Origin of the sequence: Kitasatospora sp. NPDC015120 (assembly GCF_043080305.1) — a bacterium.
GTDB lineage: Bacteria > Actinomycetota > Actinomycetes > Streptomycetales > Streptomycetaceae > Kitasatospora.
Genome location: NZ_JBIBVJ010000031.1, coordinates 37,639 through 50,967 on the forward strand (window position 1 = coordinate 37,639; position 13,329 = coordinate 50,967).

Below are 13,329 nucleotides of genomic sequence, written 5' to 3' on the forward strand. Positions count from 1 at the left end.
GCCCGCCGCGGCCCCGGTTGCCGACGGCTGCTGGGCCGTCGACGGTGTGCCGGACGCGGCCGCCACACCGACAGCGAGCCAATCCCGCTTCGCTGGACGCCGTTACCGGCCCCCCGCTCCTCACCCACGTTCCGCTGCCAGGATCTCCAGGCCTGGGATGCGGTATGAACTTCTGACCCCCCGGCACGTTCCTGGCTGAAGTGCCGCCGCCCCGGGTCTGCCTGCCGAGCGGGAACCGGCCGGTCCGTCTGGCCGCCTCGGCAGCCAGCACGCTACCGTCCGATGTCTGCGTGTTCGAACGGATGCGCAGCGTATGGTGGTGGCGGGGATATTGGTGCGGCGGGGTGTCGTACCGGGGCTTGGGGCTCTGGGGGGAGATTGCGTTGGCGGATGTCAACGTCGTTGTGCAGGAACTTCATGCGTCGGCGCAGGTGGCGAAGGGGCTCGCGGAGGAGCTCGGTGCTCCGGTGCGGGCCGCGCTGACGTCGGCCACGACGGTGAGCGGTCAGCTCGTCGGCTGGTCCGTGGCCGGCGCACTGGGGTATCTGGGTAGCAGCTGGAGTGCGCCGCTTGCGGCGCTCCAGCAGCGGATCGTTGCCACAGGGACGAATCTCGATGCGAATGCGGCGGCCCACGGTCACACCGATCAGGCGGCGGCCGGTGTCTGGAGCCGGCAGGGGGTGAAGCAGTGAACGGTCTCTACGAGCTGTTGGTGAAGTTCGATCCGGAGGGCCTGCGCGGGGTCGCGAGGGAGTGGAAGGCCCTGGCGCACATGGCGGAAACTGTCGGCTCACGTCACCGCAGCCAGGTGAACGGGCCCCTCCACCGGCGGTGGGAGGGGGCCGACTCGCAGGCGGCTTTCCCGTTCATGGCACGCACCGAGCAGCAGCTGGACGTCGTCAGGGTCGAGGCGGAGGCGGTCGCGCTGACGCTGAACACGGTTGCCGACCGGATCTACCAGGCGCAGACGAATCTGACGAACGCGGTTCACCGGGCGCTGGACTCCGGCCTGACGGTCTCGGCCGAGGGGAGGGTGGACCTTGCGCCGGAGGAGCCGGGGGATCACAACGATCCGGACGCGCAGGCCGCCCGCCGAAACCTCATGGGTCTCAAGGCCGGCTACCAGGCGCGGATCGACCAAGCGTTGAAGGACGCCGAGGCGGCGAGCAACCAGGGCCAGATCGCCCTCGGACGCCTGGGCGGGGAGGTCCTGAACGGTCAGCGGGCGAACGGCGCCGCCGCCGAGACACGTGGTGATGTCGCGGCGGTGATGAACGACCTGGGTCTGGCTGAGTCCTACATCCCGGACGGCAAGGACCCCGGGAAGAACGCCGAGTGGTGGAAGGGACTGACACCCGACCAGCAGGAGACCTATCTCGCCCTGGACGCAGCCAGGATCGGGAACCTGGACGGCCTGCCGGCGACAGTCCGGGACGAGGCCAACAGGCTCGTGCTCGACCAGAAGCTCGACGCCCTGCAGGCCGGCACCCCGGCGTCGTTCGGCCTGGACCAGGCGGCGTACGACAAGCGCAAGGCGGCGCTGGCAGAGATCAAGAAGAAGCTCGAGGACACCGCCGACGTGAAGGACGAGACGCACCAGATGTTCCTCCTCGGCATCGACCCCGAGGCCTATGGCGGGGACGGGCGCGCCATCGTCGCCACCGGCAACCCGGACAAGGCCAATCACACCGCCGTCTTCGTTCCCGGCACCAACACCGAGCTTCCGGGCGTCCCCGGGCAGATCGACCACATCCGCAAACTCCAGAGCTACGCCGGCAGGTACGCGAAGGAAGGCGAGAGCGTCGCCGTGATCTCCTACCTCGGCTACGACACGCCGGAGAGCATATCGAAGGCGGCGAATCCGATGCGCGGCCTCGACGGCGCCGATGACATGCGCCGCTTCTCCGACGGGCTCAGGGTCGCGCACGGCGAGCCGAGGACCCACCTCAGCTACGTCGCCCACAGTTACGGCAGCTTCGCCGTCGGCGTCGCCGACAGCGAGAAGGGCGGCCTCCAGGCCGACGACATCGTGACCCTCGGCAGCCCGGGTATGGGCGTCCTGACCGCGGACCAGCTGACGGTCAACCCGGACCACCTCTGGATCGGGGAAGCCACCGATGACGCCACCCGCGTGGTCGGCGGATTCTCCCTGGGGCCCAGCCCCCACATCGCGGGATTCGGAGGACACAACATCGTCATCGACACCTCCGGGCACGGCGGCTACTGGGACGACGAGTCACAGAGCCTGAAGAACCAGGGCAAGATCATCGCTGGTCAGCCACCCGCCACAGGCCCCAAGGAAGACCCGCTCTGGGGATCGATCCCCCACTGAGCCCACCCGGAGAAACCCATGGCCCGCCCGCTCGCCCGCCCGTCCACCACCGCCCTGAAGTATCTCGCGGCGGTGACGCTGACGGTCTCGACTCTTGGAGCCTGCATGGCAAACGACAGCACGGCCAAGGACGCTCCGCTTCCGGTGAAGTCGCGCGACGACGCCCTTGCATGGGCACGGCAGATCACCGAGCACCTGGCCCAGGCCGCCGGGATCCAGATCAACGCGGAGCCGGTCGAGCCGCTCTTCAGCCCCTGCACCGGCAGGAACGGGGAATCCGCACCCGACGACCGCTTCACCCTCGCCTACGCGGTTCACAGCTACGTCCCCAACGCCCGGCACAACCACGTCGTACGCACGGTCAGGGACGTCCTCACGGCCGAAGGGCTCAAGATCTCCGAGTACCAGGAGACGCCCGACACCCAGCCGAACGCCACGCTCACCGCACGCCACCCCGAGAGCCGGTACGTCGTCGACGTCTCCAGCACCGCCGGCGACAACCGCATGGTTCTGGGCATCACCACCCCCTGCCTGAAGCCCCCCGCAGCACCGGCCACCTCCCCCCTGTAGCCCTGTCGCTGGCCCCGTAGCTGGCCGACCCCTGGGGCAGTGCGACCGAATGGATCGACAGCAACACCAGCTACGCCTCGCTGATCGACGGCTCCTACTGCTACCCGGGTCCCGTCACCGCGCACTACGGCATCTTCTAGCCCGTGAACAACGCCTGGGGAGGGAACGGTTCGGCCTTCCCCGGGCCACGAATGGAGGCACCACGATGTACCGCGTCCCCGGGTCTCACGGCCGCCAGCACCCTCCCGTACCGCCCTTCGAGGCGACGCTCAGCGAGTTCGGCCGCCGGGTGGCCGTTCTCGCGCGCCCGCACGCCACTTGGTCCTTTCTCGTGGGCCGGGAGCGTCGGACGGGACCCTGACCGGCGTAGAACTCCACTATCGCGAGCATGGTGAGGCCCGGATGACAGTGCGGACCACGTGTTCGGCACCCGCCGGGGTCCGGGTATGGCCCGTGTTCCATCTGGGCGCCTTCCTGACCTTGTTCGTCGACAGCCTCGGCGACAGCAGCATCCCCACCCAGGCGACCGAGCCCAGGCCCGCTGGCGGCTTCCTCTCCGTCGCCGGTCGCGACCTGCCCGCCACCACACTCAGCGGTGGAGGCTGTTTCGCGCTCACAGCCACCGACGGCGACGAGACCTTCGCCGTGGCAGGCCTCATTGGACTTGAGGACCTCGCCCGCGAACTCGTCTTCGAAACCGCGTAGCTGTCCCAGCCTCGGTAGTGGGCGAGCCGGCCGGGCATCGGCGTGCCTCAGCAGCCGAGGCAGACAAGGGCGACCTCGAGGGCGAGAGTACCGATGCCGAGCTGGGCGGCGCGCTGCTGGGTGATAGCGTCGCGGCCGGCGCGTCGCGGCCAGCCGGGGAACCGCGTTGGCCCGGCTACAGGAACGGCCGGGCGAGGATACGCAGCTGCTGCTTGGCGATGGCGCCCATGGGGCCGGTGGTGCCGAGGTGGGCCACATTGGTGGTCTCGAACAGCTCCAGCATCGACTCGGCCTCGTGGAGGGACCGGCGGGCGAAGTCGGCCCGGGCCTCGGGGGAACCGCCGAGCTCCACGCCGATCCGGCCGTCGGTGAAGGCGGTGAAGATGTTCTCCTGCATCTCGATGTTCCTGCGGTACTTGTCGCGGAGGAAGTCGACCATCGCCTGGGTGCTGTTGTTCATCGCGTCATCGTGGCGCACAGGCCGCCAGAGCACACCCTTTGTGACGTACCCGGTCCGGCGGGAGGGCCGCGCCGTGCGGATGGCATGTTCGCGGCCGAAAAATCCCAGGTCAGGGGCCTTTCCGTGGCGGCTGTCGGGGTCTAGCATTCCCCGCACGGCGGCCCCACCGAGCACCACCGGGCCGCTGGGCCGAGCGGCCGCGCCCATGTCCTCCCCGGCGCTGCTGGCCTCCCACCGGGCGGTCCCGCGGAACACCCCCCTTGCCTCCCGGGACCGGCCGGTGGGTGTCTTCGGTGGGTCGGGCGGCCTCCGCCACCGGTCCAGCCGCTTGGACGGGCGGTTTTGGCGGGCAGGCGATGCCTCGGCGATCTCGGCCGGGTGGCCTGGCACGTCGCTGGATGCGCCGGCGGTGGTCATTGGGGGTGAACAGGCCCCGGCCGGGGAGGAAGACGGCGTTGGCGGGGACGCGGTACGGATCAACGAGGCCTTCGACGATCGGATCGGTGGTGCCGGGGGCCTGGCACAGGCGCACCCGGCCGCTGATCGGCTGCACCGCGATGGCCAGGCCCGGGGAGGGCGGCTGGGTGAGCAGCGGACCCGGGGTGTGGATCGCGAGTTGGCCGACGGTGGTGAAGCCGAGTCGCCGGTAGAAGTCGGTCAGGTCCTCTTCGTGTTCCAGGGACAGCAGGAGGTGGCCAGCGTCGGCGAGCCGCTTGCGCGCCTGCTCCAGCAGGGCCCGGGCGACACCGCGGCGACGGTCGGTCGGGGTGGACGGCGATGCCGTGCACGTGGGCGATCGAGCAGGCGAGCAGGCCCCGCCGGCCCTCGTCAGGGATGCCGGGGTGGGTGACGACCCACTCCGGGACGGAGACGTTGAGCACTCCGATGATCTGCCCGTTCTCGCGGGCTGCCAGCAGGAGCGTGATGCCGTGGCTGAGCGGCCCCTGCGGGCCACGGGCGAGCAGCACGCGGACCGCGGCGTACGGCTCGGGGGCGTCCGGATCGGCGAGGGCGAGCAGTTCCATGAACGGCTGCTCGTCCTCGGTGGCGGGCGGCTTGATGCTGAACGGGCGGGGCTGGGGTTTCCTGCGCTTGCTCATCCCTCCCCTGGGTTCGTGCGGTCGAAGCCAGAGGATGCTGCCCGCGGGCCGGGGGTGTTCATGCTTGGAGGGGCGTGCCCGGACCCCGGTGCGCCACTGCGTCAGCCGCTCCCGGCGCGGTGGCAGGCGATTACGCCTGCTCGGCAGGTGGTTCAGGCTCCGAGCCGCCGCTGTCGCTGTCGGGCTTCGGGGCCGGCTCCGGCGCGTGGTCCTCTTGGGCGGGCAGCAGGTCGGCGGCGAGGAGGGGGAGGCCGAGCCGGTGGGCGGCGGCCGCGCACAGCGCGTCCGGCATCGCCAGGTCGACGCCGGCGGCCGCGGCCTGGGCGGTGAGTTCCAGGGCGAACGCGGTGTCGCCGGCCAGGGTGGCGCGGTGCTTGGCCGGGCCCGGCTGGCGCACTCCGACGACGGCGAGTTCGGCCAGCACGGCGTCGGCCCGGTCGTGGGCGCCCGCGCGGGCGAGGACGGTGACCAGTTCGGCGACGGCGGGCTCGGGCAGCACAGCCTGGCCGAGCCAGGAGGCCTCCCGGGAGCCGGGTCCGCCGCCGATCCACGCGAGGACGGCACGGGCGGTGAACACCACCCGCTGATCGCCGGTCGGTGAGATCCGGGCGCTGTCCGGCAGGGGGCGAAGCGCGGCCGGCAGCGGGCCGGGGTTCTCGTCCTCGGGCAGGTGGCCGCCGGTGAGCATCCGGGCGGGGCCGGTCGGCAGGTGGCCGGTGAGGAGCGGTTCGACGGTGGAGCGGAGCCGGTCCCGTACGGCCCAGAGCGGTTCGATGGTGATGGTGCCGTCGTCGGCGGTCCGGATGGCGACCAGGGCGCCCTCGGTGATGCGTGCGGCGCGCTGGATCTGGGTGGGCAGGACGAGCCGGCCGCGCTGTCCGACCTTGGCCGTGGCGATGACGGGCCCTGTGGTGGTGGTCATGGGCGGACCGTAGCCCGCAGGCCTCGTCAGTGTGGGCGTTATCTGGATCTGCTCACCCGAAAGCAGTGTGGGATCTAGTTGCAGGACTGGCCCACATGTGGAGCTGCGATGCACTGATCTCGCATCGACCCACGTCGGAGGGCAGGCCGACCGGGGTGGGACGGGGCTGTCCCAGCCCTGTCCCACCCCGTGTCTCAGGTGTCCGATTCCACCCGTTTCGCTAGGACAATCCGAGTCGCTTTCCCTGGTGGTGGCGCTCCGCTTGGGCTGGGACAGGAGCTGGGACACCCGGTCCGGCGGGCGGCTGACTGTCCTCTGACATCGATGCCAGGTTTCTGACAGGTGATCTTGACTGATGCTGCGAAGGAGAGCCTGCCCGACGGCCGTTCACCTCCGTGACGCCTCGATGCGGCGAGGTCAGGGCGCGAAGTACCAGCAGTACAGGTTGAGGTGCTTCTCCGTACGACTGCCGGCCAGGGCTGACACGCGTTCGAGGAGGTCTACCGCGCTGTCCAGCGAGATCTCGTCGTCCGGCTCAGAGGCGGTCTCGGCCCACGCACGGGCCGTAGCTACGAGTAGGTCTCTCCCCGTAGCGGCCAAGGCCGTGCACAGCGGCTCCGAGACGGCGAAGACGGCGAACCCGTCATTGGCCATAGGCACCAGGTCTCGGAGCGTGCTCTCGGTGCCTGTCAGCTCAGCCTCCCACTGCAGAACCGCGTCATCCGGGTAGATGCCGTCGCACGGCACGGCGGGGAAGTCGTGGCTACGGCGGGGGCCCACCCTCAGGGCGGACTCATCGTCTCTTGCAAGGAAGAACTCACCTACGCGCACCATCCGTCGTTCTCCAGACTGAGGCATGTCTCAGAGACAGTAAGCGCTTGTGGTGGCTACTTCTGTGAACGGGCGCCGACAGCGCGGTCTACCGGATCGGGTGATCTTCTGCGCTTGGGAAGGTCAAGAGGGCATCAGGCCTGCCGCTGCGTGCGTTCACCCGGCCGGCGCAGGACCGTTTTCGCGATCACTCGACGGGGGTGGAGCAGCATGGCCGGTCGTGCGCGCAGGGGGTCGTGGTTGACGGGGATCAGGCGTGCGGTGCGGGTGATGGTGGCGAGGGCGGCGGCTGCTTCGGCGAGTGCGAGGCGGTCGCCGACGCACTTGCGGGGGCCGGTGCCGAAGGGGATGTAGGTGGTGCGGTCGGGTGCCTGCGACCAGCGGTCGGGGTCGAAGCGTTCGGGGTCGGGGAAGTGGGCGTCCTGGCGGTGGATCGCGTAGGTGCTGAAGCCGATGATGGTGCCGGCCGGCAGCTGTACGCCGGCGAGTTCGGTGGTGTGCGTGGTTGTGCGGGTGAGGAACCAGCCGGAGGAGTACAGCCGGAGGGTCTCGGTGATGACCTGGCCCAGGTAGGGCAGGTCGTCGAGATGCTCGTGGGCAGGGACGTCGTCTGCCAGGACGCGGTCGACCTCGGCGTGGACCCGGGCCTCCACCCCGAAATGGGCTGCGAGCAGGGCCAGGGCCCAGGTGAGGGTGTAGGCGGTGCTCTCGACGCCTGCGCCGTAGAAGGTGACGACCTGGTCGGTGAGCTCTTCGTCGCTCAGGCCCGGCACCGAACCCGGCTGGTCAAAGGGCGGTCCGCTGCCGATCAGGGCGTCCAGCAGGTCGTGCTGCTCGTCGGCGGAGTCGGTCCCGCTCCGGTCGCCCTTGTCGGCGCGGCGGGTGGCGATGACGCCGGCCAGGACGGTGCGCAGGCGGGTGGCGGCGGCCTGGTGCCGGCGATTGGCGGGCAAAGGGAGTGCAGTGATCCAGCTGGGTGCGAACGCCCGGGGTAGGAAGCCCTTGATGAGGGTGTTCAGGTCGGCGGCGACGGCCGTGCGGACCGCTTCGGGCATGTCCGTGCCGAACAGGTTGGCGACGGTGGCCTGGGTGACGAGGTCCATCATCTGCGCGCCCAGGTCGATGACCGATCCGTCCTGCCAGCTTGCGAGCAGGGTGTCGGTGGTGTCGGTCACGCGTGCCGCGTAGGCGGGGAGCCTGGCGGGATGGAAGGAGGGCTGGATCAGGGCGCGCAGTCGTTTGTGCTCTGCGCGAGGGCAGCTGGCCAGCCCGCTGCCGGTCACCTCGCGGGCGCGCTGCCACATCGGGCCGTGCTTGTCGAAGGTGCGGGGGTTGAGGAGCACGTGCCGGACGAGCGCCGGGTCGTACACCATGAGCAAGGAGTGCGGGCCCAGCTGCAGGCGGACCAGGGGGCCGAGGTGGTGCAGGTCGGTGATGAAGCCCAGCGGGTCACGGGCGAGGGGCACGAGATGGCCGATCACTGGAAGGGCACCGGGTGCCAGCGGCAGCGCCGCGACATCGTCGGCCATCACGCGCCCGTCCTAGCCTCTCGTGTCCCGGAGGTGCCGATCGCGGCCGCGGGGGCGAACCCGGCACCCGACCGGTTCGCCGAGGTGGAAACGACTGCGGGAGAAGTTGTCACCTCGGCACCCTAGGACGGGCGGCCCGCCCTACGAGCTCGGAGCAGATCCCGACACGCCCAAGCGGCGAGACCCCGACACCGGCGGTGGCACGGGACGCCTCACGGGACCGCCGCCGATCACAGAGACGGCGCATCACGGTCGGGCTCCCCGATCCGGGGAACCTCCCCGGGGCCGAGGTCGGTGCGGACGCGGTGCGCGCGGACGGGGTGACGCCAGCGACCGGCGCTGTCGCGGGCGGTGTCGGCGATCACCTCCAGCACCACAGCGGGCTCGACCAAGCGGACGTCGAGCGTGGCCCTGCTGCCCCACCCCGCGGAGAACGTCCACCCGGTCCACGGGTGCGGACCTTTAGCGGGCATCATCCGGCTGCCGACGTCGCCGGAGAGGGGCGGACTCAGGGCGGTGGTGCGGCCGACGTAGCGCAGCCGCCCGTCCGGATCCCAGCGCCCGAGCAGCACCGTGCCGGGCGCGGCCGGGGTTTGGAGCCGAGACAGTCTCACCGATCCGCGATCGTCACGGGGGACTGTCTGTCAGCAAACTCATGTCTGGCCGGGAGCGCGGCACTAGGCTGACGGGTGTGGACGACTTCCCCGACAACGACACCTTCTCCATTGGCCGGCCGTCCCCCTTCGACGACGGTTCGCCGGAAGAGATCTGGCAACGTCTCTTCGACATGGCTGAATTCTTCATCCGATTCGGCCTGGAGGCCGACGTGACTGAACTCGGCGTCACCGACCAGGAGGCATGGGCGGGCGCGATCCGCCGACTCGGTGCCGCCATGAACGGCGGGCCCGGCCCGGATCTACCCCAGGTGGTGAATGCCAGCCGCGAGCTGGTCGCCCTCGTCACGGCCAGCCTTCACGATGCGTTCGAGCGGGGCGGTATCAACGCCGCAGTCGCGGTCATTCGCGACTCGCTCGTGGCGCTAGACGCCCGCCGCGTCTCCCCAGGCGAATAGGACAACTCGGCAGGCAAGTCGGGAAGGCGTCCAGCGCCGTATCGGCGCTCGATATTGCCCCTGGTGACGCCGCCCCGAGCTCAGGAGGCTATTGGAGCCTGACAAACCGGGGGAACCGCGCCCAGTCAAACTTCGCTGAGACTCGTCAAACTAACTTGAGACGGGTCAGCGGCTACCGCCCCGGGGCGGCGCCGTCGATCGCGGCGAGCAGCCGGGCATGGACAGCGGTGGCCGCCTCCCGGGTCGCCGGGTCCTCGCTCTTCAGCTGCGGGGCGATCAGTTCGGCGGCCGCGGCGAGGACCGGCACCGGCACGGTCGCCTCACGCAGGTGGAGGAGCTGGGAGGCGGCGCGCTCGCCGGCGGAGGCTTGGGCGCGGGTGTTGGGGATCAGGGAGTTGAGGCCCCGGGGCAGGGGCTGGCTGCTGGTCACCCGGCCCATTCTTCCGTGCCCCGGGCACGGGTGACCACCACGGCCGGTCGTCGGGCACCTCGTCGGGCAAGAGTCCGTGGTGGTGGCGGGCGATGGCCTCCAACAGCGCCTGACGGGCCCGGCGCCGACGGCTGTCCTCGGAGCGGCCGGCGTCGGCGGCCCACTCGGGCAGCGGCCGCTCCTGCGCGGCCGCGGTGAGCTCCCGGCCCAGCTCGCCGATCGCCTCCTGCCAAGCGACGAGCTGCTGGCCGAGCTCACTCACGAGGCCGTCGACGGCCGCCGCCGGATCGGCGCCGAACGCCCGGTCCTCGCTCGCGGCCTCCGCCAGCGCGTCCTCGTCCAGGCCGTCGAAGGCGTCCCGCCACCCCGCTGTCTCGGCTGTCGCCTCGAACCGCCCCAGCACGGTGCGCAGCGCGGTGTCGACGGCCTGCGGTGACTAGGGTGGCGGGGTGCGGTGCGCGCGGACGGCGTCGCTCAGCGCCTGGGTGGCGCCGGGGCCGAGTGCTCGCCGCGCGCGGCGGGTGGGCGGAGGCGGTGTCATGCTGGCCGCGGTCGCGTGGGGTCGGTGGTGCCGTCGCCGTTCGCGCCGCCCAGGTCCTCGACGACGCGCAGGTCGAGTTCGGCGGCGATGAGGTGCAGGTGCTCCCACTGGTCGGGGTCGAGGCCGAGCGCGGGATTGTCGGCCACGCGCAGCAGGGCGGCGGCCGCGATGCCGCCTCCGGCGGCGGCGAGCGCGTTGTGCAGGGCCTGGGCGCGCCCGCGCTCATCGTCGTCGCCCTGGTAGCGGAGGGCGATCTCGAAGGCCTCGGCGGCGCGATCGGCGACGCTGCGGTAGGCGAGGCGGTCGAGCGGATCGGCGTGATCGCAGCCGAGGGTCCTGGGCCGCTGGACGGGGCGGGTGCGGGCGGCGCCAGCGGCCGTGGCGGCGTGGCCGGCCTCGGTGGCGGCGGCCAGGTCGTCGGCGAGCGCGGTGAGCTCGGCCGCCAGGTCGCCGAGCACGCAGGACGGCAGGGCGGCGGCGATCGCGCAGACGGCGATCAGCGGCATCCGCTCACCGGGGTGGAGCTCGGGCAGGGTGGCGGTGGTGTGCGAGGCGCCGAGCACCACGTCCGCCCCCAGCGTGTAGCGCAGTTCCTCGGCCAGCAGCCCGTCGCTGCCCGGGACGATCTCGCGCCCGCTCGCCCGGACGATCGCGTCGGCCGCGCGCTCCAGCGCCCGGGCGTGGTCCTCCTCGCCCTGGCGGCCGGCCAGCTCGCGTACCCACGCGGCCGCCGCCTCGCCCGCGCCGGCGGCCCGCCGCAGCGCCGCCGACGCCGGAGCGCGCTGCGCCTGGTCCTCGCCGTCGAGGCCGGTCTCGTCCGGGGTATCGGAGTGCTGCTGCGGCGCGGTCAGCGCAGAGGTCGTCATGCCGGTGCAACCGCCGCGAGGGCCGGTCGGTCACGGGCAGCGGCGGGTGCAGCAAGGGCACCCTTGCTGCACCCGGGGCGTGCTGCTCCCTTTCGTGTAGCAAGGGCGGCCTTGCTACATCCGCTGCAGCGCTGCGCAGCGCACCCGCCCGTGCTGCGCGCCGCCCGCTGCGACGCGCGGTGCGGGACAACCTGCTGCACGCCGGGGACAACATGCGGGACAACGCGCTGACCGGGGCCGCGCGGGTGCGGGACAACCCGGCCGTGGCCAGCCGGTACGGGATTCCGGGCCGGTGCGAAAATCCCGGCCCTGACCGTCGCCGGGCTCGGAGAGGAAAAGCGCCCCGGTTCGGAATTCGGTTGCCGCGCCTGGTTACGATCACGCCATGGAAAACGAACCGGTGCGAAATAACGGCGGCGACGTGGCGCTGTTCGAGCTGGACAGCGAGACCGAGCCCGCGCGCTGCAAGGGGCCGGAGTGCAAGACCACGCTGCCGCCGCGCACCGGCCGGGGCCGACGTCTGGCCTACTGCTCGCAGGCGTGCAAGAGCCGCGCCGACCGGGCCCGCGCCAAGGCACGGACCGTCGCCCTGCCCATTCAGGCCGACCCGGACGGCGAGCAGGCCGCCGATCCGCAGCAGGACCAGCCGCTCCCACAGCAGCGGCAGCAGCTGCTCGACGCCACCGACGCGGTCCGCCGGCACGTCGACACCTTCCTGGCCGCCGTGGACGACGACCCGAGCGCCGCCTACGCCGAGCTGGCCCGCGAGATCCCCGCGCTGACCTCCCGGCTGCTCGCCCGGGCGCAGGACGTGCGGAACGCGCTCCACCCGGGCGAGCAGCCGGCCGTTGGAATTACGCACCGGGGCGATTTCCCGGCACCTTCCGGCGAGACGGTCAGCGCGGGTGAAACGCCCCGGGGCGAAAGTCCGGCAGACACAGCCCCCCACCCGGACACCGGCAATACGCCCCGGGGCGAAAACACCACCAGCGGGACGGGGACGGCCGACTCGCTCACCACCGCCGACGCGGACGCACCGCTGCGCACCGCCCTCGTCGACCCGTACGCCCGCTTCGGCGAGCCCGACCAGCTGGACGACCTCGAGGTGACGTTCGGTCCCGGCTGGCAGCTGGCGACCTGGACCGCGCCCGGCGTGGAGCTGGTGCTGCACGACGGCGCGGTGAAGGGCTGGACCGCCCTGCTGCCGGACGGCCCGTGGGGCCTGGGCGGCTGGATCGCCGTCGAGTACCAGGGCGACGGACGGCCCGGCCGGTTCGTCGCCGACCGCTTCAGCCGCCCCCGGACCTACCGCAGCGCCGACCTCGCCCTCGACGTCTTCCTCCGCGCCGCCACCCCGACCACCCCGCCCCCCGGGCCCGCACCGGCACCGGCCCCGGTCGCGCCCGACGGGGTACCGGTGCCGGACCTGGCACTCGCAACCGCCGCCGGCCGCACGCCGCCGACCCTGCGCGGCCTGGGCGACCCGCACCGCGACTACGCGCTCGGCGACGGCCTGGTCCACCTCACCTGGCCCGGCCGCTCCGACGCCCAGGCCCTCGAACACCGCGGCCGGCTGGCGGGCTGGACCGAGGTCTACGACGACGCGGGCAGCTGGATCGCCCTCATCTCCGGCCGCCCGGTCGCCGACGCCGCCGACGGGATCCCGCTCCTGTCCGCGAACCCGAACGACGCCCTCACCCTGCTGCGCCTGGCGCTCGATCAGGGCCTCGCCGCCGCCGGTCCGGCGAGGCCGCTTCCTCTCGTCCACGGGTGATCCCGGTCACGGACAAACCTGGAGGACAAGGCCCTTGACCAGGGCAAACCGGGCAGGACAAGGGGGCTTGGTCAAGGGGTGCGGTCAGACCGAGGACAAGGGGCCGCTGTCGGCGGCACCCGGGCGAGCGCCCGGGTGCCGGGGCCGGCCACCGCCTCCGCCCCGGCCGACCGTTGACGGAAGGCCACCTCGATGAC

General features: G+C 72.0%; 14 protein-coding genes. 7 read left to right on the forward strand and 7 right to left on the reverse strand.

The features are described 5' to 3' along the window. Positions 1 to 383: 383 nt before the first annotated feature. The 4 genes from ACF1AK_RS34610 to ACF1AK_RS34625 all read left to right on the forward strand — a co-directional run bounded on the left by ACF1AK_RS34610 (position 384) and on the right by ACF1AK_RS34625 (position 3,607). Positions 384 to 692: a hypothetical protein gene (locus tag ACF1AK_RS34610; RefSeq protein ID WP_391502796.1), complete on the forward strand. Its 309-nt coding sequence runs from the start codon at positions 384 to 386 to the stop codon at positions 690 to 692. Beyond that, entirely contained in the window at positions 689 to 2,332 is a 1,644-nt protein-coding gene (locus tag ACF1AK_RS34615) for an alpha/beta hydrolase (protein ID WP_391502797.1), read from the forward strand. Before ACF1AK_RS34610 ends, ACF1AK_RS34615 begins: the two co-directional genes overlap by 4 nt. Before the next feature lie 105 nt (positions 2,333 to 2,437). Beyond that, complete coding sequence (locus ACF1AK_RS34620; RefSeq protein WP_391502798.1) at positions 2,438 to 2,902, forward strand: hypothetical protein; 465 nt, start codon at positions 2,438 to 2,440, stop codon at positions 2,900 to 2,902. Between the two features lie 453 nt (positions 2,903 to 3,355). Beyond that, positions 3,356 to 3,607 (forward strand): hypothetical protein, encoded by a 252-nt coding sequence (locus ACF1AK_RS34625; protein WP_391502799.1) that lies wholly within the window; start codon positions 3,356 to 3,358, stop codon positions 3,605 to 3,607. Between the two features lie 175 nt (positions 3,608 to 3,782). Here the strand turns inward: ACF1AK_RS34625 and ACF1AK_RS34630 are convergent, their stop codons facing one another. From ACF1AK_RS34630 to ACF1AK_RS34650, 5 genes are all read right to left on the reverse strand, one after another. Further along, the gene (locus tag ACF1AK_RS34630; RefSeq protein WP_391502800.1) at positions 3,783 to 4,067 is read right to left on the reverse strand and encodes a hypothetical protein; all 285 of its coding nucleotides are present in this window, start codon (positions 4,065 to 4,067) and stop codon (positions 3,783 to 3,785) included. Between the two features lie 1,230 nt (positions 4,068 to 5,297). Continuing rightward, positions 5,298 to 6,089 carry an AbrB/MazE/SpoVT family DNA-binding domain-containing protein gene (locus ACF1AK_RS34635; protein WP_391502801.1) on the reverse strand — a complete coding sequence of 264 codons (792 nt, stop codon included), beginning with the start codon at positions 6,087 to 6,089 and terminating at the stop codon, positions 5,298 to 5,300. Between the two features lie 417 nt (positions 6,090 to 6,506). Continuing rightward, positions 6,507 to 6,923: a hypothetical protein gene (locus ACF1AK_RS34640; protein ID WP_391502802.1), complete on the reverse strand. Its 417-nt coding sequence runs from the start codon at positions 6,921 to 6,923 to the stop codon at positions 6,507 to 6,509. Positions 6,924 to 7,054: 131 nt separating this feature from the next. Then, positions 7,055 to 8,449: a cytochrome P450 gene (locus ACF1AK_RS34645; RefSeq protein ID WP_391502803.1), complete on the reverse strand. Its 1,395-nt coding sequence runs from the start codon at positions 8,447 to 8,449 to the stop codon at positions 7,055 to 7,057. 230 nt (positions 8,450 to 8,679) lie between these two features. Further along, a complete protein-coding gene (locus ACF1AK_RS34650; protein ID WP_391502804.1) occupies positions 8,680 to 9,063 on the reverse strand; it encodes a hypothetical protein in 384 nt (127 codons plus the stop codon). A gap of 77 nt (positions 9,064 to 9,140) precedes the next feature. Here ACF1AK_RS34650 and ACF1AK_RS34655 point away from each other — a divergent pair, with 77 nt between their 5' ends. Next, a complete protein-coding gene (locus tag ACF1AK_RS34655) occupies positions 9,141 to 9,521 on the forward strand; it encodes a hypothetical protein (RefSeq protein WP_391502805.1) in 381 nt (126 codons plus the stop codon). A 172-nt stretch (positions 9,522 to 9,693) separates the two neighbouring features. Here the strand turns inward: ACF1AK_RS34655 and ACF1AK_RS34660 are convergent, their stop codons facing one another. Further along, a complete protein-coding gene (locus ACF1AK_RS34660) occupies positions 9,694 to 9,951 on the reverse strand; it encodes a hypothetical protein (protein ID WP_391502806.1) in 258 nt (85 codons plus the stop codon). An 82-nt stretch (positions 9,952 to 10,033) separates the two neighbouring features. Between ACF1AK_RS34660 and ACF1AK_RS34665 the strand changes: the two genes are divergently transcribed. Continuing rightward, positions 10,034 to 10,387: a hypothetical protein gene (locus tag ACF1AK_RS34665; RefSeq protein WP_391502807.1), complete on the forward strand. Its 354-nt coding sequence runs from the start codon at positions 10,034 to 10,036 to the stop codon at positions 10,385 to 10,387. A 101-nt stretch (positions 10,388 to 10,488) separates the two neighbouring features. Here the strand turns inward: ACF1AK_RS34665 and ACF1AK_RS34670 are convergent, their stop codons facing one another. Beyond that, positions 10,489 to 11,358, reverse strand: a complete 870-nt coding sequence (locus ACF1AK_RS34670) for a hypothetical protein (protein WP_391502808.1) — start codon at positions 11,356 to 11,358, stop codon at positions 10,489 to 10,491. Between the two features lie 385 nt (positions 11,359 to 11,743). Here ACF1AK_RS34670 and ACF1AK_RS34675 point away from each other — a divergent pair, with 385 nt between their 5' ends. Then, on the forward strand, positions 11,744 to 13,132 hold the full coding sequence (locus ACF1AK_RS34675) for a hypothetical protein (protein ID WP_391502809.1): 1,389 nt from the start codon (positions 11,744 to 11,746) through the stop codon (positions 13,130 to 13,132). Positions 13,133 to 13,329: the final 197 nt, after the last annotated feature.